22 protein-coding genes and 1 tRNA gene are annotated in these 23,059 nt (G+C 42.5%); 6 read left to right on the top strand and 17 right to left on the bottom strand.

Annotated elements, in window-relative coordinates; translation table 11 throughout:
• Position 1: 1 nt before the first annotated feature.
• The 11 genes from ACZ5O6_RS04970 to ACZ5O6_RS04920 form a co-directional block, all read right to left on the bottom strand.
• A complete protein-coding gene (locus tag ACZ5O6_RS04970; protein WP_447090721.1) occupies positions 2-763 on the bottom strand; it encodes a substrate-binding periplasmic protein in 762 nt (253 codons plus the stop codon).
• A 350-nt stretch (positions 764-1,113) separates the two neighbouring features.
• The gene (gene tmk, locus ACZ5O6_RS04965; RefSeq protein ID WP_447090720.1) at positions 1,114-1,755 is read right to left on the bottom strand and encodes a dTMP kinase; all 642 of its coding nucleotides are present in this window, start codon (positions 1,753-1,755) and stop codon (positions 1,114-1,116) included.
• Positions 1,756-1,828: 73 nt separating this feature from the next.
• Positions 1,829-2,863 (bottom strand): endolytic transglycosylase MltG, encoded by a 1,035-nt coding sequence (gene mltG, locus ACZ5O6_RS04960; protein ID WP_447090719.1) that lies wholly within the window; start codon positions 2,861-2,863, stop codon positions 1,829-1,831.
• A 21-nt stretch (positions 2,864-2,884) separates the two neighbouring features.
• Complete coding sequence (pabC, locus tag ACZ5O6_RS04955) at positions 2,885-3,814, bottom strand: aminodeoxychorismate lyase (protein WP_447090718.1); 930 nt, start codon at positions 3,812-3,814, stop codon at positions 2,885-2,887.
• Positions 3,815-3,890: 76 nt separating this feature from the next.
• Positions 3,891-5,126 (bottom strand): beta-ketoacyl-ACP synthase II, encoded by a 1,236-nt coding sequence (gene fabF, locus ACZ5O6_RS04950; RefSeq protein ID WP_447090717.1) that lies wholly within the window; start codon positions 5,124-5,126, stop codon positions 3,891-3,893.
• A 272-nt stretch (positions 5,127-5,398) separates the two neighbouring features.
• Complete coding sequence (acpP, locus tag ACZ5O6_RS04945; RefSeq protein WP_447090716.1) at positions 5,399-5,635, bottom strand: acyl carrier protein; 237 nt, start codon at positions 5,633-5,635, stop codon at positions 5,399-5,401.
• 226 nt (positions 5,636-5,861) lie between these two features.
• Positions 5,862-6,605, bottom strand: coding sequence for a 3-oxoacyl-ACP reductase FabG (gene fabG / locus ACZ5O6_RS04940; protein WP_447090715.1), 744 nt, complete (start codon positions 6,603-6,605; stop codon positions 5,862-5,864).
• 64 nt (positions 6,606-6,669) lie between these two features.
• Complete coding sequence (fabD, locus tag ACZ5O6_RS04935) at positions 6,670-7,602, bottom strand: ACP S-malonyltransferase (RefSeq protein ID WP_447090714.1); 933 nt, start codon at positions 7,600-7,602, stop codon at positions 6,670-6,672.
• 51 nt (positions 7,603-7,653) lie between these two features.
• Entirely contained in the window at positions 7,654-8,739 is a 1,086-nt protein-coding gene (plsX, locus tag ACZ5O6_RS04930; RefSeq protein WP_447090713.1) for a phosphate acyltransferase PlsX, read from the bottom strand.
• Positions 8,740-8,917: 178 nt separating this feature from the next.
• Positions 8,918-9,109, bottom strand: a complete 192-nt coding sequence (gene rpmF / locus ACZ5O6_RS04925) for a 50S ribosomal protein L32 (protein WP_447090712.1) — start codon at positions 9,107-9,109, stop codon at positions 8,918-8,920.
• Positions 9,110-9,163: 54 nt separating this feature from the next.
• Positions 9,164-9,724, bottom strand: coding sequence for a YceD family protein (locus ACZ5O6_RS04920; protein WP_447090711.1), 561 nt, complete (start codon positions 9,722-9,724; stop codon positions 9,164-9,166).
• Positions 9,725-9,888: 164 nt separating this feature from the next.
• Here ACZ5O6_RS04920 and ACZ5O6_RS04915 point away from each other — a divergent pair, with 164 nt between their 5' ends.
• On the top strand, positions 9,889-10,470 hold the full coding sequence (locus ACZ5O6_RS04915) for a Maf family protein (RefSeq protein WP_447090710.1): 582 nt from the start codon (positions 9,889-9,891) through the stop codon (positions 10,468-10,470).
• 278 nt (positions 10,471-10,748) lie between these two features.
• Here ACZ5O6_RS04915 and ACZ5O6_RS04910 read toward each other — a convergent pair whose 3' ends face one another.
• From ACZ5O6_RS04910 to rluC, 3 genes are all read right to left on the bottom strand, one after another.
• Positions 10,749-11,744, bottom strand: a complete 996-nt coding sequence (locus ACZ5O6_RS04910; RefSeq protein ID WP_447090709.1) for a S49 family peptidase — start codon at positions 11,742-11,744, stop codon at positions 10,749-10,751.
• A 209-nt stretch (positions 11,745-11,953) separates the two neighbouring features.
• Positions 11,954-12,601, bottom strand: coding sequence for an HAD family hydrolase (locus tag ACZ5O6_RS04905; protein WP_447090708.1), 648 nt, complete (start codon positions 12,599-12,601; stop codon positions 11,954-11,956).
• A 1-nt stretch (position 12,602) separates the two neighbouring features.
• Positions 12,603-13,595, bottom strand: a complete 993-nt coding sequence (gene rluC, locus ACZ5O6_RS04900) for a 23S rRNA pseudouridine(955/2504/2580) synthase RluC (protein ID WP_447090962.1) — start codon at positions 13,593-13,595, stop codon at positions 12,603-12,605.
• A gap of 1,222 nt (positions 13,596-14,817) precedes the next feature.
• Here rluC and rne point away from each other — a divergent pair.
• Both rne and ACZ5O6_RS04890 read left to right on the top strand, forming a co-directional pair.
• A complete protein-coding gene (gene rne, locus ACZ5O6_RS04895) occupies positions 14,818-17,442 on the top strand; it encodes a ribonuclease E (protein WP_447090707.1) in 2,625 nt (874 codons plus the stop codon).
• A gap of 158 nt (positions 17,443-17,600) precedes the next feature.
• Positions 17,601-17,688: transfer RNA gene (locus tag ACZ5O6_RS04890), tRNA-Ser, on the top strand.
• Between the two features lie 362 nt (positions 17,689-18,050).
• Here ACZ5O6_RS04890 and ACZ5O6_RS04885 read toward each other — a convergent pair.
• The gene (locus tag ACZ5O6_RS04885) at positions 18,051-18,290 is read right to left on the bottom strand and encodes a hypothetical protein (RefSeq protein WP_447090706.1); all 240 of its coding nucleotides are present in this window, start codon (positions 18,288-18,290) and stop codon (positions 18,051-18,053) included.
• Between the two features lie 373 nt (positions 18,291-18,663).
• Here ACZ5O6_RS04885 and ACZ5O6_RS04880 point away from each other — a divergent pair, with 373 nt between their 5' ends.
• A complete protein-coding gene (locus ACZ5O6_RS04880) occupies positions 18,664-19,005 on the top strand; it encodes a YqiA/YcfP family alpha/beta fold hydrolase (RefSeq protein WP_447090705.1) in 342 nt (113 codons plus the stop codon).
• Positions 19,006-19,034: 29 nt separating this feature from the next.
• On the top strand, positions 19,035-19,274 hold the full coding sequence (locus ACZ5O6_RS04875) for an alpha/beta fold hydrolase (protein ID WP_447090704.1): 240 nt from the start codon (positions 19,035-19,037) through the stop codon (positions 19,272-19,274).
• A gap of 60 nt (positions 19,275-19,334) precedes the next feature.
• Here ACZ5O6_RS04875 and ACZ5O6_RS04870 read toward each other — a convergent pair whose 3' ends face one another.
• Both ACZ5O6_RS04870 and ACZ5O6_RS04865 read right to left on the bottom strand, forming a co-directional pair.
• Complete coding sequence (locus tag ACZ5O6_RS04870; RefSeq protein WP_447090703.1) at positions 19,335-20,270, bottom strand: hypothetical protein; 936 nt, start codon at positions 20,268-20,270, stop codon at positions 19,335-19,337.
• Positions 20,271-20,449: 179 nt separating this feature from the next.
• Positions 20,450-22,024, bottom strand: coding sequence for a cation:proton antiporter domain-containing protein (locus tag ACZ5O6_RS04865; RefSeq protein WP_447090702.1), 1,575 nt, complete (start codon positions 22,022-22,024; stop codon positions 20,450-20,452).
• Positions 22,025-22,297: 273 nt separating this feature from the next.
• On the opposite strand from ACZ5O6_RS04865, the gene ACZ5O6_RS04860 reads away from it, so the two are divergent.
• Entirely contained in the window at positions 22,298-22,936 is a 639-nt protein-coding gene (locus ACZ5O6_RS04860; RefSeq protein WP_447090701.1) for a flavin reductase family protein, read from the top strand.
• The last annotated feature ends 123 nt before the right edge of the window (positions 22,937-23,059 follow it).

Genomic DNA, 23,059 nt, shown 5'->3' with positions numbered 1-23,059 from the left:
ATCAATCGCCATAAACAATACGCTCGATTTCACCCTCTGCCTTTAGCTCGGCTATCGCCTTATTCACTTGAGAGAGAAACGCTTTTGCTGATGTCTTTTTAGAAAAAGCCATGTAGTAGTCATCTTCTGCTATAGGCTTTTTCATTGGAATGATATGACGATTATTAACATCTTTTTTAATTAATGATGTACCTACTACACGATTAGCAATAGCAACATCAACTCGCCCACCCGCTAACAATGTAAAAAGTTGATGCGTGTTTTTAACTTTAGTCACTGCAAATTTTTTATCGATGATTGCTTTATCTATTTCTTCTGAATAACTATACCCACTCACAATACCCATTCGATAAGGAGAAAAATCATCCGCTGTTTTCCACTCCAAACCATTAGGAAAATGATTTTTTGAATACCAGACAAGATCCTGCGAAGGGAAAAGCGGGTCCGAGAAATCCATATAGCTCTCTCTTTCTGCCGTTTTATACAACAAAGGAATACCATCCATTGCTCCACTTTTTACTGAATTAAGCGCCCGCTTCCAAGGTACTAGCGGGATAGTAATCGTGGCGCCGTCAACACGAGAAAAGATTGCTCGCATCAGATCAACACCAATCCCCGCAGTCGCCTCCTCTCCCTCTTCTCCTAACATAAAGGGCGGCCACGGGTCATTAGGAAAGACGAGGGTTTTGTCACCAAAAGCACTACTGGAAAACAGAAAAAAAGCGGTAAATATCGATAAAAAATAACGTCGGACAACATTCATAATAAATAAACTCAAGAGAAAAACGAATCATGATTGGTATTGGTATAGCTGCATAAAGCATAGACCAATTATTGAGAATATCTATTGAGTAGACAAAAGGTTAAATAGTGGTGAAACTCAGCAATACATTGGCGAGAAACAAAGTCACGTTATATATCGAATAAAGGGAATTACCTGTGGTGCATTCTGAGCCAAATTGCATTCATAGAACAGAAGAGCAGGTTATTTCTTCAGCAACTCTTGGCAGCAGGGAAGCTGCCACGAAGCTTATAGGATATATTTACAGCGTGTTGCTGAAGAAATAACCTGCTTTTTTGTTCGAAATTTTAGAATGCACCACGGGTAGGGAATTATATAGCGGTAGGGACTAAAGCCTCTAAATAAGTGGCTATTTGCTGCTGCACATTGTCTAACGAGCAAGAGGCGTCAACCACACCATAACGCTTTGGATCGCAATTAACTCTTGATAAATAGGCGTGTCGTACACGTTCAAAAAAATCGACTTGCTCGTTTTCAAATCGGTCTAACTCGCCACGCCGCCCTGCTCTTTCTAAACCAATAGCGACATCAATATCCAATAAGAACGTTAAATCAGGCTTAATATCACCCTGAACTTGTTGTTCAAGCTGTTCAATAAGCAGGAGGTCTAAACCTCTCCCACCACCTTGATAGGCATAGGTTGCGTCAGTAAAACGATCACACAACACCCATTGACCTCGATCTAATGCTGGAATAATAACGGTATTCAAGTGCTGAGCACGAGCAGCAAACACTAGTAATAACTCCGCTTTTTCATCCATTTTTTCATCACGATTACTAAGCAATAGCGCTCTAATTTCTTCAGCGAGCGGTGTGCCACCAGGCTCTCGCGTAGTAACAACATCAACGCCACGTGCTTGTAAATACGATTGGATAAAAGCCATGTTAGTACTTTTTCCGACACCTTCTGTGCCTTCAATCGTTAAAAACTTACCACGTACTGGTGAATTCATACTTATCTATCTCATTATGATGCAGTGCTGTGTGGTTTATTATGTAACGCACAGTTAACTGATTGAGGACGAATTACTGGCTAGGCGCCGACTGGTACTGCTCACGCCGCTGCTCTATTTGGTATTTACGTACCGCTCGGTTGTGTTGAGCCAAGGTTTGTGAAAATTGGTGACTACCATCTCCTTTGGCCACAAAGAACAAAGTATTACCTGCTTTTGGATGTAAAGCTGCATGGATAGCTTCCCGACCCGGCATTGCAATCGGCGTTGGCGGCAAGCCATCAATCACATAGGTATTGTAAGGTGTTTTTTGGCGGAGATGTTTACGTCGAATATTGCCTTGATATTCACGCCCTAAACCATAAATGATGGTCGGATCGGTTTGCAAACGCATCCCTTTATTTAACCGTCTAACAAACACACCCGCAATTTCTGGCCGCTCATAGGGTACACCAGTTTCTTTCTCGATAATCGAGGCCATAATCAAGGCTTCGTAAGCATTGTTATAGGGTAAATTGGCTGACTTTTTTTGCCACTCTTCTTCTAACACCCGCTGCATTTTTTTATGCGCTTGTTGCAAAATATCAACATCGCTCATACCACTCACAAACTGATAAGTATCGGGAAAAAACCAGCCTTCTGGATGCTCAACATCAATCGCCAACTGGCTCAATAAATCGGCATAATCACTTTCAATGTCCAACATGTGAATAAGATCATTGTTACTTTGCAGTACTCGAATAAAATCATCAAAGGTTTTACCTTCAACCAAGGTAACTGAGTAGCGAATAACGTCATCCGATCGCAATAACGCCAAAAGGGATTGATGGTTACTCCCCACCGGTAATATATATTCACCGACATTAATGGTAGTTTGCTGGGTAAGACGAGCATAAACAACGAGCAATTTAGCTGATGGAATGATATGCCTTGATTCTAATTCACGCGCTAATTGGCTTAATGTATCACCTTTTTTGACAGTAATGAGTGTATCTTCGTTGATATTAACAGGGGTCGAGAGCCAACGATTAACCCCTATAGTACCGATCACCATGACCAACATAGCAATAACAATCGTACCACTGACAAAAGACATAATTTTAGACATAAGTATCAGCAGACCTATTGGTTAAGCACATTGAGACATTGACGCATTAAATGATGTGATAGGAGACCCATCGTCATAAAATGATCGTAGACATTCTTGTAATCGCTGTGTCACAGAACCCACTACCCAGCGCTGCTGACCACAACTAATCACCGGCCATATACCGCTAATACTGTTTGTTAAAAATACTTCATCAGCATTAGATATATCGCTAGCCGAAAGGTGAGCTTCTTCAACCACCACATGATTAGCTTTAGCGGTTTCAAGAACCCAACGCCGCATCACGCCAGCCACACCGGATGTGTTTAATAAGGGAGTCATTAAGATACCGTTGTTAACAATAAACACATTGCGAGCCGTGGCTTCTATTACGTTATCACAACTATCGAGCATCAAACCTTCTTGAACGTCGAGCGTTTGTCGCTCTTCACTGGCAAGCACATAAGATAGCTGATTAAGTGATTTAATACCGGCTAACGTCGGCGACGCTACGATACGCTCGTGACAATAGTGTACATTCACCCCATGTTGGCAGAAAGATTGATTTTTTTCCGCCGCCTCTGAAGATAGCGGGGTATAGATAGAAATCAGTTGTGGCATGGCTTGGTCGTCGGGCATATACCCGCGTGTTATACCATCACCTCGCGTTACGATAAGTTTGCACACACCTCTGCTCGTCGATGATGTGCTAGCTGATTGCCCCTGTGTGTTCTGCTGAATAAGCTGCAAGGTCGTTTGCATATGTTGCTGCACACGAGCGGGGTCAAGACTCATCTTCAGCCTCTTTAGCCCTAGCAATAAACGATCGAAATGATAAGACCATAGAGCAATATCACCCGAGCAATATAACATGGTCTCAAATAGACCATCACCATAAGCTAGCCCCCTATTCGTCGCAGGAATATGGGTTTGAGCTTGGTTATCGACGAGGATGATTGGGGAAGGAGCCATGATTACTCTTGTGAATAAATTAGTGGAGCCAATGGCACTTCTATCAACAGATAAAGTTTTCCGCTGATAGAAGTTATTAATCGACCTTACGGAAGACTAAAGAACCGTTAGTTCCACCGAAACCAAATGAGTTAGAAATAACACCGTTAATCGTCATTTCTTGAGCCGTATGCGGTACAAGGTTGATATCACAACCCTCATCAGGCTCATTAAGGTTAATGGTCGGTGGGGCAACCTGATCACGAATCGCCAAAGCGCTAAAAATAGCTTCTACCGCACCTGCTGCACCTAATAAGTGACCAATCATTGATTTGGTCGAGCTCACCGCAACTTGATCAATCGCATGTCCAAAAACAGATTTAACGGCATTACACTCTGCCGTATCGCCTGCCGGTGTCGATGTACCGTGTGCGTTAACATATTGCACGTCACTAGCAGACATACCCGCATCACGTAATGCGTTTTGCATGGATAATGCTGCGCCCGCGCCATCGGCAGGCGGCGATGTCATATGGTAAGCATCACCACTCATACCAAAGCCGGTTATCTCGGCATAAATTTTTGCGCCACGTGCTTTCGCGTGCTCATATTCTTCAAGTACTAAAATACCCGCGCCGTCACCCAGCACAAAACCATCACGGTTTTTATCCCAAGGTCTACTAGCAGTTGTTGGATCATCATTACGCGTTGATAAGGCACGTGCCGCAGCAAAACCTCCCAACCCGAGTGGTGTGGTCGCCATCTCAGCACCACCAGCTAGCATAGCGTCCGTTTCACCATGTTGAATAGAACGAACTGCCAGACCAATCGCATGGGTTCCCGTGGTACAGGCGGTTGTCACCGCTAGATTAGGGCCTTTTAAACCATATTTAATGGAAAGGTTGCCAGCAATCATATTGATAATAGAGCCAGGAACAAAGAAAGGGGATAAACGCCGTGGGCCACGATTCGCCACGGTCATGGTGCCATCTTCAATAGAACCGATACCACCAATACCAGAACCGATGACGGCACCAAATCGAGGAGCAAGAGCGTCACTCACATCAATACCCGCATCTTGCATGGCCTGAATACCTGCCACCATACCGTACTGGATAAAAGCATCCATTTTACGGGCATCTTTTACTGGAAAATAATCACCTACAGAAAGGTTTTTGACCGACGCGCTAAACTGTGTAGTAAATGCACTCGCATCAAATGTCGATATAGTTTCTACACCACTTTTACCCTCAAGAATAGCATTCCATGTATCCGCTACCGTGTTCCCCAAAGGAGACACCATACCCAAACCTGTAATAACAACGCGTTTCACAAAAACCTCAACTCGACATAAGATGAATGAAAAAATTAGAGTTAATTTATTCTTTCTAATTAATAAAATTTAGCCATTTTTTACTAACAAATAATTACCCATATTACAGCTAACCAACGACAAAATAGATAGGCTTATATAAGGAACCTCTGAATCTAAAACACCTGCCCCAAAAACTATGCCCATAAACTATAAAAGCCGCACTATAAAATAGATGCGGCTTTTATACATTCTCTAACTGCTGATAATCTCAGTCAGCTAAACCCAAAGGTTTAGCCTAAGTTAGCATTGATGTAATCAATGGCTAGCTTAACTGTAGTAATTTTTTCAGCTTCTTCGTCTGGGATTTCCGTTTCAAATTCTTCTTCAAGTGCCATTACCAACTCAACAGTGTCAAGTGAATCTGCACCTAAATCTTCAACAAACGATGCTTCTGTTTTCACTTCGCTTTCGTTAACACCTAGTTGCTCAGCAACGATTTTTTTAACGCGTTCTTCTGTGTTGCTCATAATAGTTTTGAACTCCTAATCGATGAAAATCGTAATAAGTGACACTTTGTCGGTAACAAGTACCGCATAAAGCATCTTTTTCAATTCGTATACGCCACGTGAATAAAGGTTACGTGATCTTATTGTGCTTTTACGAGCGCGCATTTTACATGGAAATATCAACGGTTGTAATGCTTGCGCGACAAATATTTGAATGATTTTTATTTTTTCAATAAAAATCAAACAGTTAAGACATATACATACCACCATTTACCTGAATATTTTCACCGGTAATATAGGCCGCACCATCACTTGCCAAGAATTTAACCGTACTAGCGATCTCTTCTGGTTGACCCAAACGCCCAGCAGGCACTGCTGATAGCATCAGCGCTTTTTGCTCTTCAGAGAGTACATCCGTCATATCGGTTGCTATGAATCCAGGAGATACCGTATTGACGGTGACATTGCGCGACCCCACCTCTTTTGCCAAAGCTCGCGAAAAACCTGCAACACCGGCTTTTGTCGCGGCATAATTGGCTTGCCCCGCATTACCCATTGACCCGACCACCGAGCCTATCGTGATAATTCGCCCCCAGCGAGCCTTCATCATTCCTCTCATACAGGCTTTACTTAGGCGATAAACGGCACTTAAGTTAGTATTAACAACATCAAACCATTCATCTTCGCTCATACGCATAAGCAGGTTATCTTTGGTAATACCCGCATTATTAACAAGGATCGACGGTGCGCCAAACTCTTTTTGAATCGTGGCTAATACACTAGAAACTGAATCTGTATCCGTCACATCCAACATCATACCTCGGCCTTGAATATTTTTACTCGACAAGCGTGCGCTAATTTTTTCTGCACCTGATTCACTCGTCGCCGTACCAATAACAATGGCACCTTCTTGGCCCAATGAATCAGCGATGGCCGCCCCAATACCTCGGCTAGCGCCAGTTACCAATACCACTTTTTGATCAAAACTCATGTTTTTTCCTTAGGTTATGTATTAAGGGTAAATCAAAATACCCCATTGTTATTACGCGTATTCGTTAAGATTCCGACAGAAATGCAGCCGGAGTATCCGCTGCAACGCTGGTGATCGACCGATCAATGCGCTTGATCAAACCAGACAACACTTTACCAGGGCCACACTCAACGACTTGACTCACACCCGCTTTCGCTAAAGTATTCACACAATCTACCCATAAAACAGGATGATAAATCTGTTCTATCATGCGCTGTTTTATTTCTTCAGGGCTATTTTCTGTTTGTGCGTTCACATTATGCACAACAGGAATATTCGGTGATGAAAATGACACCTGAGCAATTTCAAGCGCTAAACGGTCAGCGGCTGGCTTGAGCAAAGCGGAATGGAAAGGAGCGCTAACAGCTAGTGTCATCGCTTTCTTAGCACCTTTTTCTTTACACAAGGCAATTGCACGATCAACAGCGCCGACATGACCAGCAATAACCACTTGTCCCGGGGAGTTAAAATTTACCGCCGATACATCTTCACCCTCTTGCGCTTCTTTACAAGCATCTATAATAATTTGATCATCTAGGCCAATAATCGCAGCCATAGTACCAACACCACTCGGCACAGCCTCTTGCATATATTTACCACGTAGTTGTACCAAGCGAATCGCATCAGCAAAAGCCACCACACCCGCACACACTAGCGCAGACCACTCACCTAAACTATGGCCTGCCATTAGCGCTGGCTGCTCCACTTTCTCTTGCTGCCATACACGCCAAATAGCCACACTAGCAGCCAGTAGTAAGGGTTGTGTACGCTCGGTCATATTCAGCGCTTCTTGAGGCCCTTCTTGCGATAGCTGCCATAGGTCATACCCTAATACATCGGACGCTTCGGCGAATGTTTCCTGAACAACAGGATAAGCCATCGCTAACTCAGCCAACATACCTTGTTTTTGAGAACCTTGCCCCGGAAATACAAAAGCTAAAGTAGAAAGTGTTGTCATTGTGCTGCCTTTTTAATTATCTAAATGAATATAATATTTAATATCGATTGATTACATATGTCCGCAAGTTCTTTGAAAATAGGCTTCCATATCATTCACTGGCTGTGATGAATCTAAATTTTTATTCTGAGTAATCTGCTCAATGAGCATTGTCAGTGCGTAAAAAAATTGTTGCTGATCAGCTGCTCCATGACTTTTCACGACAGTACCTTTTAAGCCCAGCAGATAAGCGCCATTATATCGATCAGGGTTCATGTTTTCTTTCCACCGCTGAATTAACGGAGAAGCAAACCATGACAACAGACGACTCACCACACCCGATTGGGCAGATTGCTTTACATTATGTGTAACCAGTCGAGCCATACCTTCACTGGCTTTCAGTGCAACATTTCCAGAGAACCCATCGCAGACGATCACATCTGCAACCCCCTGAAAAATCTCATCTGCTTCAATAAAACCACAATAATTTAAACCAGACTGCTCTTCGAGAATAGCTGCTGCTCGTTGAACCACGGAGGAACCTTTAATAGATTCACGTCCAATATTAAGTAGGCGCACGGATGGGGCTGGTCGTTTATCAATGATCGAACATAGCGTCGAACCTAACGACGCAAATTGAGCTAACTGAGCAGACGAACAATTAACATTAGCGCCTAAATCAAGGAGATAGCTGTGGTTAAGCGCTTGCTGATGACGATCGCTTTTATCCACTACCGGAATAGCTTTGCATAGCGCCGGACGCTTTAAGCCTTCGTAACAAGATAAAAAATGGATACCCATCGCCACTAAAGCACCGGTATTACCCGCGCTAATACAGCCGTCAGCACGCTTATCTGCAACCGCCCTCAAGGCTAAAGCCATTGAAGAATCACGCTTATGTCTTAGCGCACTCGCAGGCGAATCGCTCATTGCTACAGGGGTACCCGAGCGATTAAAGATCACGTTGGGATGAGAATTAGCAGAGAGTAACGGCTGAATATCCATCTCAATAGATTCATCACCATACAAATAAAACTCAACATGAGGGTAGTACTGAGCGGCCTGCACAACCGCAGGAAAAATTGATTGACTCCCGTTATCACCACCACTGATATCAATGGCGATACGTAGCGTATTCGTCAATAATTGAGCACTCACGAGGAAATATCGCGCACACTAAAAAACAGGCAATCATCAATGACGAGCCTGTTAGAAAGTGCAAAAATTAGTTTTTCAAAGATACGTTTCATTCTTTTAACAAAGAAGAAAGTCAGAAGAAGTCGAAAGAAATTACAGACGTTAAATACATTAACGCCTGCAAAGTATGTCTTTAGTCTTATTCAGCAGCGTCTGAAGCTGTTTCGATCACTTTTTTGCCACGATAAAAGCCATCTGGGCTTACATGGTGACGAAGATGCTTCTCACCTGAGGTGGGATCAACAGTTAGCGTCAATTCTGTGCTTAACGCATCGTGTGAACGGCGCATTCCACGTCGTGAGCGTGTCTTTTTACTTTTTTGTACAGCCATGATGGACTCCTACTATTTATCTATACATTTCGCGCCAGCATAATCGCCACCGCTTTACTCGCTATCGCTACCTTTTTTAGAAGGCTCACTCTGCAAGGATTCTTTTAAATCAGCCAACACATTAAATGGGTTGGTATTGGGCGCTTCAGCGATAATCTTACTCGCTTCTTCTTCGCCACTGGAAAATAAGGTAGTCGGCACACACTCCTCATCGTGATAAGAGACGATAGGCAGGCTTAACAAAATCTCATCTTCTATAATTTGGTAAATATCTGTATGCCCCTCACCTACAATCCAAGGATCAAAACGGCTGGGCAGTCGTGTGATATCAGAATCTTCCCACTGGATAGCCAGGTTAAGTTCACATGCCACATTGACAGATACGCCCTCTAAGCAGCGTTGACAAACATTTTCTACGTTGGCTTGGATCGTGCCAGCCACAAATAAAATGCGCTGTTCTCCAATACCAAATCGGAGTGTTGCTTCAACACTTCCTATATCAGAGTACAACAAATCAACAACCCGCTCTAACTCTGGCAGGGCCACAGTACCTTCTATTTCAATACCTTGTTGCGCAAACTTGCGTGGATCAATATGACGAGGTAATGAATTCATAGGGGGTATCCAAATACAGGCGCGCAATGATAGGGATTTGCACCGACGGTGTCAAAAACAATCGCATAAAAATAGTGAAAAAACGGTTTTTTTCGTGTTTTATATCAATATATAGTGGGAGGCGCTAAAATCTGCCCCTTTCATGACCTTAAAAGCGCTTTATTATGTTGCCAATTATTCTCGCATCTAGCTCCCCTTTTCGGCGTGAGCTACTCAACAAGCTCGGTTTGCCTTTCACTTGCCATTCACCCGACATTGATGAAACCGCGAAAGCGGGCGAATCACCAGAAGCACTCGTCGAGCGTCTAGCGCTTGAAAAAGCCCATGCCGTTGCCCGTAAAAATAGTAAGTCACTGATTATTGCCTCGGATCAGGTCGCGGTCTTAAACGGCCAGATAATGACTAAACCACACACACACACCAAAGCGGTCGAACAGCTCACACTATCTAGCGGTAACTCTGTTCATTTTCTGACAAGCCTCTGTTTATTTAACAGCCAAACTCAAAACGCCCAAATCATCATTGCACCCTATGCCGTTGAGTTTTTGTCGCTCACACAAGAGCAAATCGAGGCGTATTTAAAGAAGGAGCAGCCCTACCAGTGTGCCGGTAGCTTTAAATCTGAAGGCCTAGGTATTTCCTTATTTAGCAAAATGGAAGGTGAAGACCCAAATAGCTTAATCGGCTTACCGCTCATCCAACTCACCCAAATGCTTAGAAACGAAGGGGTTGAGCCATTGAGCTAAGACCTCGCTCACACAATTTTCAATGACATGCATAAGCCAAGCATAGCGATGTAGTGACATTTACTGACAAATCATTCAGCCAATGCTTACATCCCAGTTTTCGCAAATTGTTAATATAGGTGACAGCAAGGATGCGCACAGGATGTGAAAATTGCTAGGAAAGCGAAGGGATAAGGATGTTTTTATTCCAAAGTAGCGCAAGGACGCGCTACCACTAAGCTCAATACCTTATTGGTATTGAGCTTTTTTAATGCCTATTCAGTGAGCATTAACGAACCTTAGTATCTGAGTTGAACCGATTGATGAGTGACGGCGTTAATCACTGCACCAATGCCTTTACCAATAGAAATTCCTAGACTCTCGGAAAACTCTTCAAAAGGTGTTGGTCTAAGCGTGTAATCAACGACATGTTCGTTATTAATAATTTCTCGTGCAACGTGGCCTGCACTCCCCAAACCATCAATCAACCCCAAATCTAAGGCCTGCTCTCCACTCCAAATCAAACCGGAATAAATACCATTATCTTGCGGGTCAGCAATCAGACGATCTCCTCGCCCTGCCTCAACAGCGTCAATAAATTGCTCATGAGTCGTCGTAAGCACACTTTCCCAAAACACCGTTTCATCTTCGCGCCTTGGGGAAAATGGATCTAAGAAACTTTTGTGCTCTCCGCTAGTATAATTTCGGCGCTCCACACCCATCTTACTCATTAAGTCAACAAAACCAAAGCTGGATGCTGTGACACCAATAGAACCCACAAGACTCGACTTATCAGCGTAAATTTCATCGGCAGCAGCAGCAATATAATATCCACCGGACGCCCCTAAATCACTGATCACTGCATACAGCTTTTTATCGGTATGAATATCACGCAAGCGATTAATTTCATCATAAACATATCCCGACTGCACCGGGCTGCCACCGGGGCTATTAATCGCCAATATCACGGCTTTTGATGATGGGCTTTCAAAAGCCGCTCTTAATGCAGCCGCCAAATCATTCGCGTTAGCGACTTGATCAGCCGCAATAACACCATCAAGGTAGACAATGCCAACATGCTCCTGGGATACGGAATATTGAGCAGCAGAGTTCTGGCGCATAACACCAACAAGAACAACGACCACATAAATACAGAAAAATAGCTTGAAAAATATACCCCAACGACGTGCTTTCTTTTGCTCTTGTAGCGACTCCTGAGCAATTGAAGCCACCAACTGCCAATCGCGACTTTCGCTATTGGGATCTACTTTGTTTTCACGACTAAACCAACCCATTTAACCTTCCTCTACCCTATTTATATGGTCTCAAGAGCAACTTGAGAACACTCATTAAATTACATAAACCTACCTGTGGTGCATTCTGAGCTAAATTGCATTCAGAGAACAGAAAAGCAGGTTATTTCTTCGAAATTTTAGAATGCACCACGGGTAAACCTTTTATCGAGATCTTACAAAAAAACCTCTTATCATATTTTTTTACCCTACTAACGATAAGTCGACATCACCCAATCAACAAAATCAGAAAAGTGGTCAACACTCTTAATCGGCTGATAAGGCTGCAAACGATCAATGTGATGCGCACCATAACTTACCGCAACACGATGCACATTTGCATTTCTGGCCATTTCCATATCGTATTCGGTATCACCAACCATTAATGCCCGATCACAACTTACCTTCATCTGCTTTAACAGTTCCTGAAGCATCAACGGGTCAGGCTTTGATTTTGTCTCATCCGCACAGCGACTCGCATCAAAATAGGCCTGCATACTTAACCGCTCAAGCACACGATCTAAGCCTCGACGACTTTTACCCGTAGCCACCGCCATTGCAAAACCCGCACACCTTAATGTCGCCAACCCCTCTTCTACACCCTCAAAAAACGGAGACGGGATTTGATCGGCAGCCAAAAAGTGCTCAACATAATGAGAACGTATCGATTCTTTTTGATCATCACCCAACTCAGGATAAAGTCGCGCCATCGCTTCAGGCAATCCCAAGCCAATAATATTACAAATAACAGCGTCCTCTAATACCGGAAAACCTGCTGACGCCGCGGCTTTTTGTAAACAGGTCACTATTTTAGAGGTTGAATCACTTAGCGTGCCATCCCAATCGAAAATCAATAACATGTTACATTTCATCCTGCTTTAAATGGTGAAATATCGCTAACAAATCATCACCCAAAGGCGCCTCTACCTGCACAGCCTGACCATCGGGCAATGAAAAATGTAGTTGATATGCGTGTAAGAACAAGCGCTTGAGCCCCGATTTTCGATATTGCTTATTGATCTCACTATCGCAATATTTATCATCACCAATAATAGAACAACCGATCGATTGTGAATGTACGCGAATTTGATGCGTTCTACCGGTAATAGGTTTAGCCTCAACAAGAGTGCAAGAACGACTTTGAAGCTGATAACGTTTGACGACTTGATACTCGGTTAACGATGCTTTGGCACCATCAGTATCGGGCTGCGCAATACGAACAATACGTTCACCGCTCGACAATTGATTTTTCACCAATGGCGAATTGACAGATTTACGCCGTTTTGGCCAGTGACCATCAACCAAGGCGCGGTAAATTTTTTGTATTCGACCTTCACGCAGCTCCTGCTGAATATAACGCAAACTACTGCGCTTTTTTGCAATCATGATACAGCCAGAGGTGTCCCGATCTAAACGATGCACAAGCTCTAAAAAACGTTGCTCTGGTCGAATTTGTCGAAAGCTTTCAATGAGCCCTAGACTAATCCCGCTACCACCATGCACAGCTAAGCCAGAAGGTTTATTAACCACCATCAAATCATTATTTTCGAAAAGAATAGAAGATTCTAGTAACTGAGATAGCTGCTCGCTGGGTTTAGCCAGCGCATCACGTTGGCTCACACGAATAGGCGGAACACGTACCACATCCCCATCGCGCAACTTGTACTCTGGCTTGACGCGCCCTTTATTCACACGCACTTCACCTTTACGTAAAATACGATAAATACGTGATTTAGGCACTCCCTTTAAGCGACTCAATAAGAAGTTATCAATTCTTTGGGTTGCATTGCCCGCATCAATGGTAATCAGTTGGACGGCGTTAAATAAGTCTGGGGAATCGGTAGGTATGCTCATAGGCGGGATAATACCAGCTTGATCATAATTATTCCCCGCCATTTACCGCCCTGGCCATCATTTAACACCCCACACCGCTAAAAAAATAGCAAGGCCTGTTAACACTAAGTGAATATCCATTGCCATAGATATTCACTAGCCCCATGATTACCCACACATAAACAATATTGACATTGTCGCAAGACTGCTTTACTGCTACACTCGGTGAGTGGAATATTAGCGATTTCCGGATAATGTACGTTGTTTTTGACGTGTATCGCAGTTAATGATTACTGCAATACTCACTAACACAGATATTATCTCAAGGAAGCAACCGAAATACTCCATTGCTGAGTGCGGCAATAAATGATGTTCAACATCTCCGTTTATCGCAGATTAGAACATATTCGTTGTTGCCGTGTTGTCAGTACTTTAATTGAATAGATTTTATTCTAAGTACTGCGTTGAGTGAGATGGTCAGTACCAATGACAAGCCAAATTGGTGACACAGAACACGCACTCAAATGAAGAGAAACCAGCAACATTACAACCGTGGTGATTGGCACCCAATAATGACCAATCACACACTTAAACAACGACTGATACAAAACACAGTGTGTAATTAAAGCACTACTGACGGCTTTTACGATAATAGATTTACCGCTAAACCCCACGGGGCAATAAGCAAGCTTATCGTAAAAGTATATGAACAGAATATATTAATTGGATAGATAGACCGCAAAGTATTGAGTGACTAAACACTCCTATTAAGTTTACAGATGTGCGATCACAAACTTAATGATTGATGTTTCAGCGATGCAAATAAAATAAGCTCGCGATCACGAAAACAGCGGTTTCAACAACAGATATAAAGAGTAGTTAAAGCAAGAATTATTATTCGTATAGCGCCTGTTCTAAGGTGTTCAGTAATAGAAGCCAAGGTTTTGTAAAAATACTGCGGCAGAAAACGGCGAATAAACAATAGATAGTTTGGCGTATTAACGCCTAATTTAGTGTAGCACTCACCATTAGCGGAGCGAAGCTACCCAAAAACAGATTATTCATTGCTACTCAATAAGCGTTACTAAATTTTACACAAGTAACGACTGTTGGCGACTAAAAAGAGTGACAAATAAATAGCAGGGATCAACAACCCTATATTCATAAACCACTCTCTCAGATTCTACATTCCAATCAATTCTGTCTTTCATAGTCACTAGTGCACTTACTAGGAAGAACTACTATGAAAAGAATGCTAATCAATGCAACACAACCCGAAGAGCTACGCGTTGCACTCGTCGACGGACAGTGGCTTTATGACCTTGATATTGAAAACCGCACGCGCGAACAGAAAAAAGCCAATATCTACAAAGGCAAAATCACCCGCATTGAACCAAGTCTAGAAGCCGCATTTGTTGACTATGGCGCCGAGCGCCACGGCTTTCTCCCACTTAAAGAAATTTCACGCGAATACTTTACCAAGCAACCAAAAGATATCGAAGGCCGCTTTAAGATAAAAGATGTCTTAAAAGAAGGCACTGAAGTTATTGTCCAAGTTGATAAAGAAGAACGAGGCAATAAAGGCGCTGCACTTACTACGTTTATCAGCCTTGCAGGGCGCTGTATGGTTCTTATGCCGAACAACCCACGCGGGGGCGGTATTTCTCGTCGTATCGAAGGCGAAGAGCGCAACGAGTTACGCCAAACATTATCACAAATAGATGTACCGAAAGGTATGAGCGTTATCGTTCGTACAGCGGGCATTGGTCGTAGCGCAGAAGAGCTCCAATGGGATTTAAATTACCTACTACAACTATGGACATCCATCAAAAGTGAAGCCGACAGCACTAATGCTCCACATTTTATTTTTCAAGAAAGCAATGTCATCATTCGAGCAATACGCGACTACCTACGCCCTGACATCGGCGAAGTCATTGTCGACAACTTAGAAACATACAACCTCGCTACCGCTTTTGTACAACAGGTTATGCCTAACTATAAAAGCAAGGTGAAATTTTATGAAGACGATACACCGCTATTTAATCGTTACCAGATAGAAAGCCAAATAGAGACCGCTTACGAGCGTGAAGTACATCTACCATCTGGCGGCTCTATTGTTATCGATGTGACAGAGGCACTTGTTGCTATCGACATCAACTCTGCACGCGCGACCAAAGGCGGAGACATTGAAGAAACAGCACTGCAAACAAACCTAGAAGCCGCTGATGAGATTGCCCGCCAATTACGTTTACGTGATATTGGCGGTTTAATCGTGATTGACTTTATTGACATGCACCCTGCTCGCAACCAACGTGCCGTTGAAGAGCGTATGCAAAACGCATTAACAATGGATCGCGCTCGCGTTCAAGTTGGTCGCATTTCTCGTTTTGGCTTATTAGAAATGTCTCGCCAACGCCTACGTCCATCACTAGGTGAAACCACATCAAAAGTATGTCCTCGTTGTAGTGGCCACGGCAGCATTCGCTCAACGAAGTCTATCGCACTTTCAATCTTACGCTTAGTAGAAGAAGAAGCACAAAAAGATCGTAGCGCAGAAATTCGTGCAATTACTCCAGTAAAGGTCGCCACCTACCTGCTGAATGAAAAACGTAAAATTATTGCGGGCATAGAAGCCAACAATAAAACCCGTATTGTTATTGTGCCAAATGCTGAATTAGTGACACCACACTACGAAGTCCAGCGTTTACGCGATGATAATAGCGAAAGTTTTGAAACTAGTTACAAAATTACTGGTTCACAAGAAGACAATTCTTTAGAAGATAATCAGCCACCAGCACCGCTCCCTCAACCTGCTGTGCAACAGGTCGCACCAACCCAACCAGCTCCTGAATCAACTGAGCTTAAAGAAGAGCAACCTAAAAAAGCAGGCCTCATAGCGACTATTTTAGCTAAAATTTCAGCATTACTTGGACCCAAAACTGAAGAAGAGCCCAAGGACGAAGTTAAAAAACCACATAACAATCGCAACCAAAATCGTCGACGCAATAACCGACGCAATAACCGCAATGACAATCGTGGCAACAGAAATAACGAGCGCCCTGCCGACAAAAAAAATACTGATTCTCAAGGTGAAAAGAACACTAGCGAGCAGAACAACAACGAAAAGAACGGCAATGAAAAAGGCTCTAGCGTTAATGAGAGAAATCGCAACAACAGACGCCGAAACAGTCAACGTCGCCCTAAAAGGGAAGAACAAGGTCAACAAGGCAATAACGAAGAAAGCCGCAGCCCCAAAGAAGACGGTAACGGTAACGGTGAAGGTCAGCCAGAACGTCGACCAAACAACCGTAAACCGCGTAACAGACAGCGCTCACGCGGACGTAAAGTTGACACTAACGTAGAAAGTACAACAAACGACAGTAACAACGAGCTCGACAAAAAAGCGGATAACGAATCGACCAACACGGCACCGGTAGCTGTAGTTGATACAAAAGCTGCTGAACAAAAAGCCTCAGTTACAGCACCCTCTGCGCCCGTTAAGGAACAACCGGAGTCAAAACCAGCAGAAACCAATAAGGCAGAGCCGGTAGTAGAAGACTCTCCGGCAACAGCACATTTATCGAAAAGCAAACCAGTAACGAGCGCTTCCGAGAATGAACCTGCAACAATTAAACAGCCTTACGTGCGTGCGGCAAACGATCCACGGGTTAACGCTAAACCTGTCACCAATACTACTATCGAGACACAAGCACTCAATAGCTTTACTGGTCAACCTCTGGACACGTCAACCAAAGCGGCACTTGATCATCAGCCACGACAACTGGCTCGTGCAGCTAATGATCCTCGAGTTTCTACCCAAGCTCAAGTTGCCAATGAAGCTGTAATCGCAGATACCGCAGAGTCATAAGGTATTTAGCGAGGAGATATTTACCTAATTACTCATCAACCATACCGGCTTAGAATAGCCAGTATGGTTAAGTGAATGATTGGTAAAGAAAAAATACGTTAAAATAGCAATTTAGAGTTGATGCGAAGGAAAACCTATGTATAATTCGCATCTCTTCCGGTGGGGTGGCTGAGTGGTCGAAAGCGGCGGTCTTGAAAACCGTTGACTGTAACAGGTCCCAGGGTTCGAATCCCTGCCCCACCACCATTTTTTTAAAGCCTCGCTATTGCGGGGCTTTTTTATGCCTATTATTTTGATATCCCCTAAAAAGACTCTAATGATGGAACGCTGCATAACACCAAGATTGGTTGCTGCAGCATTGACCGTCAATCTATCCCTATCGATTAACAACCACCTAGCTTTTCCTAAGCACAATTTTTCCTTTTAACCACTCCACCCTCATGCTACTGAGGGATAACACGCTAAGGGTATTTGGAGCCATTGTGGGCGAGCCAAAAGGATAAAATAGTGGCAGCTTACTCTTTATTTTATTCGCAGTTAATTGATTACACCAAGCACAATATTTCGTGCTTGGCACTCACATCATAATCTTTATCAACTCTAATTGATTATTGATTAATATCGATATTGAGCAATATCTTTAAGTGTTCCAACACTTCAACCATGTCTATTTGATCTTCCGGTTGGATAGACTTTTTTATCGAAAAGCTATCATCCTGAGCAATACCGACCACCGCAAAACTTCTAATTTCTCCCGACATAACCGACGACTTAAAGTCTGAAAGAAAGTTAATCGCTGATTCTTCATGCAGCGCTGGGCGTTCATTAGATACTAATCGTAAAGTCATTTAATACTCCTTGGTATATCGACACTAAGTTATGAATAGCCACAACTTGCAAATGACCGCAATAATTTATTTTATAGCATTCGCGGTGACTAAAAACTCTTCAAAGAGCATTCTGAAGCCAACTTCATTTTTTTAACAGCTTTTTCATTATTTGGCAGAAGAAAGTGTCGCCAAAATTACTATAATACGAAAATAACGTTGTATTTGGCGCCATCTACCATTTTTTGCAGAAAAAATTTTCAATCTATAATGAATTTCATAACATTATTTTTTTATGTTGGAAGCAATGTAAATAAATAAAGAGGTCTGCCATATTTGGTAGACCTCTTTATTTAGTATTCACTCAGAGAGTGACATATAAAATTTATTACAAATGATAATCGACAATCATTATTTGATTGACTTACCGCTTATGGGTATCAGTAATGATATCGATCAAATATTAGATGTAGTATCTGATCAAGTTATGGCAATATCGGGAAAAATCACCGTAATCGGCAAATCTTTAGGAGGCTATATAGCACTTGCATTAGCCGAGCGCCTTCTTGAAAAGGTAGAACAAGTACTGATATCCGGTAGCGCGGTATTTTCCAAAATATATCTAGATATTAAAGGCTACTTGAGCCCACATAAAACCTTAGAATTAGCTAATCGTTTGATTGATACTATTTGCTATGACAAAACCGTATACCCTACCAGTATAGGCAGCGTTTAGCAGATGAGTTTAATGATTACTTACGTAATATGTTGGGCTTATTCAGGGAGTGCAATCAGGTAAAAGCAGAATCGGTACTTTCAGGCGTTAAGTGCCCAGTAAAAGCGCTATGGAGAGAACACGATATTATTTATCCTTACGATGATGCTAAAGATGTACTGATGCGCTTTAGTGCTGATTGCACCGTCATTCCCAACAGCGGGCACAGTCCTATGAATCAACGGATATATTTGCTGACTGAGCCAATCAGTGCATGCAAAGCTCGATAAAACCTACACCCAACGAGCAGCTTAAAAAAAAGCCTAGTAGAGGCCACGGGTGGTTGCCACTTAATTATTAGGGACACGAAAGCGTGTAGACTTATAGAACGCTAAATCATGCTTCTTAATAAAGGTTCTAACTGTAGTGTCTCCTACGCCAGCCTCTTTGGCTACCGTTGGATAATGGAAATTATGCTTCCTGAGCTTTTCTTTATAAAAATGTAACCGCCGTTGATCTTCATAATATTGGCGCTGTTCTGGCGTATCTATATGGCAAGCCCCCAGATGCATGAGCTTAAAGCGCTCGATATGCCCCTGCGGACTTAGTGTCAGATCAACAATACTTCCTTTACTAATATAGTAAAAAACAAGCGCAATCCATAATGTCATCGTAGGAACTACGTAAACCACCGAAACAGGGTTATCTGTATTGCTGCGAACAATTAGGTACACCGCACCAAGAATAAAAGGGACAAATGATAACAATGCGATCAAATTGCGAGATGAGTTAACATAGTCATCCTTCACAGTTTTTACGTTAATACCAAATATTACTATCGTCGAAATACAAGCCACGATACCAAATACATCAAAGTAAATACTGTGTGTACCGTCGTTATGTAAAATCGTTCCATCAGCTGCAATTCGATAGCTTTCTACCATCAAGCCAAGTAAGTGCATAACCGTTAAAACAACAGGAACAATATAAATATAACGCGGCCAAGTACCACGATAAGTCTCAGATAGAGATAAGGAGAGTTGCAATAGATGCGCAAATAAGAAGTAAGCTGCAATTAAATAGAAATCGGCAATATATTCTGCAACAACAAAGTAAAACGGAATAAATAAATAGATAGCAACCTGACAGAGGTTGATAATCGTTAAATTTGAAAAAAGACGCAGGTACTCAGAAGCCGCACCACTTTTCCATGCCTTACAATAAAGAAAGCAACAAATCACGCTAACAACAAGAGGATAAACACTGTAGAACCAAATTTCATGCATTGGTTAAACCCTTAAAAATAATTCGAGGATATATTTGTTTTCCACTCAACAAACAAAAACCAAAATAATAAATATATATTGTAAATAATAATCTATTGATATTTATAAACCAATAAAAAATACCGGCAAGTCAAACAAAAAAGATTATTAATGCGCCAAAATAAGAGTAAGCGCCAGAGCTATGCATTTTTCTCTAACAAAAGGTGCGTACTTTGGTTGGCAAAACCGTAACCTACTTCAGCGTAAAAATTAAACACTTCATCGACACCCCCTTCCAGCAACAAAACTTCTTCATCTTTATGCTTAGCAACTGCAGCGGTTCGGCCTTGAAAGCCTAGCTGGTTAAGCTGTTTCTGCGCTTCCAAAATATCAAGATAACTAGGCATAGCAAACATAATTAGGCGTACATTCTCTAGTGATGTATAGGACCAAAACTCAGGATCTTCAGCATCCCCAAAGATTACCTGTCGACCTTTTGCTGAATGCGATTTAACACGTCCTCGATCCATCTCAACGCCACAGACCGCTCGAGTATTTTCCTCAATTAACGTGTCATAGGCACCAGAACCTACTCGCCCCATACCAATAATTAATATTTCTGCATCGCCTAGTTCGGCCGCTTTATCTTCGGGAAGTCGCTCAACGCCCTCACAGCGTTTAAGCCATATAGACCAGCGCTGAAATAAACTATGACCATGAGTATTAATAACACTCGAAAATACAAAAGACAGCGACACACTCAATGCCATAATGACTAGCCATTCTTTATCTAGCAAACCTTGTGATACGCTAATCGCACAAACAATTAAGCCAAATTCACTATAGTTAGCCAAGCTCAGTGATGTTAAGAAAGCCGTTCTTGCTCGTAGTTTTAAATAGCTCAACCACCAAAATAATAATGCTGCCTTAAACGGTAATGCAATCGCCATAATTAAGGCCACACCTAACATATCTATCGTAGGCAATGCGGTAAAACCAATCGATAGAAAAAAACCAATTAAGAAAATATCTTTGAAGTTCAGTAATGACTTAGAAAGTTCGGAAGCCTTACTATGGCTGCTCAATAGCACAGCAATCACTAAAGCACCCAAGTGGGCCTTCAAGCCTACCAACTCAAATAATTCACCGCCTGCAAACGCGAAAAAAATGCCGACTAAAGGTAATAACTCTCCATGTCCGCTGCGGTTTAACACGGAGGAAAGCACAGGACGTAAAAAGGGTAAACCCAATAAAATCAATGCCCACCATGATAAAGACACACCGGCGGCAAATGTCACGAAAATAACCGCCGCAATATCTTGAATCACCAAAATACCAATGGCAAGTTGACCATGTCGCGAACGCATTTCCCCCTTTTCTTCTAGCACCTTAATAGCAATCACCGTGCTACTAAAACTCACGGCAAAGCCAACTAATGCTGCGCTGGTCAGGTTCAGATCAATAAAATACATTAACCCCAGAGCAGACAGACATAGACTATTAATGATCGTTAACGACATAATCGCCATCATATGACCACTGGCGCCTGCCCATACTTCGGTTTTAAATAAAGAACGAATATCCAACTTAAGACCAATAGTGAATAACAGCAGCATAACCCCAATATCGCCAAGCGCTTCAAGCGCCGAGGTGGGCACCACGCCATAGGCATGCAAACCAAAACCCGCAGCTAAGTAACCAATAAGCGGGGGGAGATTAATTTGTTTGGCTAAAAAACCACACACAAAGGCAATAAACACCCATAAAAAATCCATAAAATTGACCTATTCTGTTATAACTAACATCGGCAAATAACGCATATGCGTAAAAGTGTTGGGTAGCATGCTAAATTAACCCTGCAGATACTACTCGTGCACCCATAAGCAACATTAACCAAATATTTATAATGGTAGTATAGAGCTGGTTAAATAGTAAATGTGATGGTCGAAAGGATTATTTTTACGCATAGCTAGATACAAAAACTCCTCATCCCTTTACATGCCATTTACTTTTGGATCAGCTCTAACCGCCTATTGAGAAATGCTTTTATGACTCACTTTGATAAAAACGATATTCATAGTATGCCACAACGCTATCGAGCCAATTTTATTAACTCTTTATCGGGGTTTAAGAGCGCTAACTTGGTAGGAACGGTCAACGCTAAGCAGCAAACTAACCTATCCATTATTAGCTCCGCTTTTCATATCGGTGCAGATCCGGCGCTTATGGGCTTTATTAGTCGGCCACACTCGGTTGACCGTCACACATTAGAAAACCTTATTGAGACTGGGTATTACACGCTCAACCATGTACATACAGGCATTATCGACGAAGCTCATCAAACCTCGGCGCGATACGAACGTGACGAGTCTGAATTTACAGAAACTGGATTAAATGAGCTGTGGCACGATGGCTTCAGCGCCCCCTTTGTGAACGAAAGCTTTGTACGCATCGGCTTAGCATATAAAGAGCACCACACACTCGTGAACAACACGGTTATGGTGCTCGGAGAAATTATTCTTGTCGACCTACCCAAAGGCAGCATCAAAGATGACGGATTGGTGGATATGACAATGACAAATACCGTCGCCGTATCAGGGTTAGATAGCTATCACTCACCTAAAAAAGTGAAACGCTTGGGCTACGCGAAACCTCATCAACCCGTCTGTATTATTGATAAGGGCTAAGTACTAGTAAACTCATTACACCCACAGAATATGGGGTTGATATTACTGTCTGTTTTCGTATGATGAATATTGAAATGCGTACATTTAGCCCCATATTGTTTGTAAGTGTGGATTACTATTCAA

It is taken from the genome of Eionea flava, from assembly GCF_055393785.1.
Note: the sequence above shows the minus strand (reverse complement) of the source record. Positions and strands in the feature narration are given on the sequence as shown.

What these genes read in the sequence shown, in the direction of transcription:
- ACZ5O6_RS04875 (WP_447090704.1), top strand. Translation starts at nt 19,035, where the DNA reads ATGTTGGGCTTATTCAGGGAGTGCAATCAGGTAAAAGCAGAATCGGTA.
- ACZ5O6_RS04865 (WP_447090702.1), bottom strand. Translation starts at nt 22,024, where the DNA reads ATGGATTTTTTATGGGTGTTTATTGCCTTTGTGTGTGGTTTTTTAGCC.
- ACZ5O6_RS04860 (WP_447090701.1), top strand. Translation starts at nt 22,298, where the DNA reads ATGACTCACTTTGATAAAAACGATATTCATAGTATGCCACAACGCTAT.
- ACZ5O6_RS04885 (WP_447090706.1), bottom strand. Translation starts at nt 18,290, where the DNA reads ATGACTTTACGATTAGTATCTAATGAACGCCCAGCGCTGCATGAAGAA.
- fabG (WP_447090715.1), bottom strand. Translation starts at nt 6,605, where the DNA reads ATGAGTTTTGATCAAAAAGTGGTATTGGTAACTGGCGCTAGCCGAGGT.
- ACZ5O6_RS04910 (WP_447090709.1), bottom strand. Translation starts at nt 11,744, where the DNA reads ATGGGTTGGTTTAGTCGTGAAAACAAAGTAGATCCCAATAGCGAAAGT.
- tmk (WP_447090720.1), bottom strand. Translation starts at nt 1,755, where the DNA reads ATGAATTCACCAGTACGTGGTAAGTTTTTAACGATTGAAGGCACAGAA.
- fabD (WP_447090714.1), bottom strand. Translation starts at nt 7,602, where the DNA reads ATGACAACACTTTCTACTTTAGCTTTTGTATTTCCGGGGCAAGGTTCT.
- rluC (WP_447090962.1), bottom strand. Translation starts at nt 13,595, where the DNA reads ATGAGCATACCTACCGATTCCCCAGACTTATTTAACGCCGTCCAACTG.
- mltG (WP_447090719.1), bottom strand. Translation starts at nt 2,863, where the DNA reads ATGTCTAAAATTATGTCTTTTGTCAGTGGTACGATTGTTATTGCTATG.
- rne (WP_447090707.1), top strand. Translation starts at nt 14,818, where the DNA reads ATGAAAAGAATGCTAATCAATGCAACACAACCCGAAGAGCTACGCGTT.
- ACZ5O6_RS04905 (WP_447090708.1), bottom strand. Translation starts at nt 12,601, where the DNA reads ATGTTATTGATTTTCGATTGGGATGGCACGCTAAGTGATTCAACCTCT.
- ACZ5O6_RS04915 (WP_447090710.1), top strand. Translation starts at nt 9,889, where the DNA reads ATGTTGCCAATTATTCTCGCATCTAGCTCCCCTTTTCGGCGTGAGCTA.
- pabC (WP_447090718.1), bottom strand. Translation starts at nt 3,814, where the DNA reads ATGGCTCCTTCCCCAATCATCCTCGTCGATAACCAAGCTCAAACCCAT.
- ACZ5O6_RS04880 (WP_447090705.1), top strand. Translation starts at nt 18,664, where the DNA reads ATGATAATCGACAATCATTATTTGATTGACTTACCGCTTATGGGTATC.
- rpmF (WP_447090712.1), bottom strand. Translation starts at nt 9,109, where the DNA reads ATGGCTGTACAAAAAAGTAAAAAGACACGCTCACGACGTGGAATGCGC.
- acpP (WP_447090716.1), bottom strand. Translation starts at nt 5,635, where the DNA reads ATGAGCAACACAGAAGAACGCGTTAAAAAAATCGTTGCTGAGCAACTA.
- ACZ5O6_RS04970 (WP_447090721.1), bottom strand. Translation starts at nt 763, where the DNA reads ATGAATGTTGTCCGACGTTATTTTTTATCGATATTTACCGCTTTTTTT.
- ACZ5O6_RS04920 (WP_447090711.1), bottom strand. Translation starts at nt 9,724, where the DNA reads ATGAATTCATTACCTCGTCATATTGATCCACGCAAGTTTGCGCAACAA.
- ACZ5O6_RS04870 (WP_447090703.1), bottom strand. Translation starts at nt 20,270, where the DNA reads ATGCATGAAATTTGGTTCTACAGTGTTTATCCTCTTGTTGTTAGCGTG.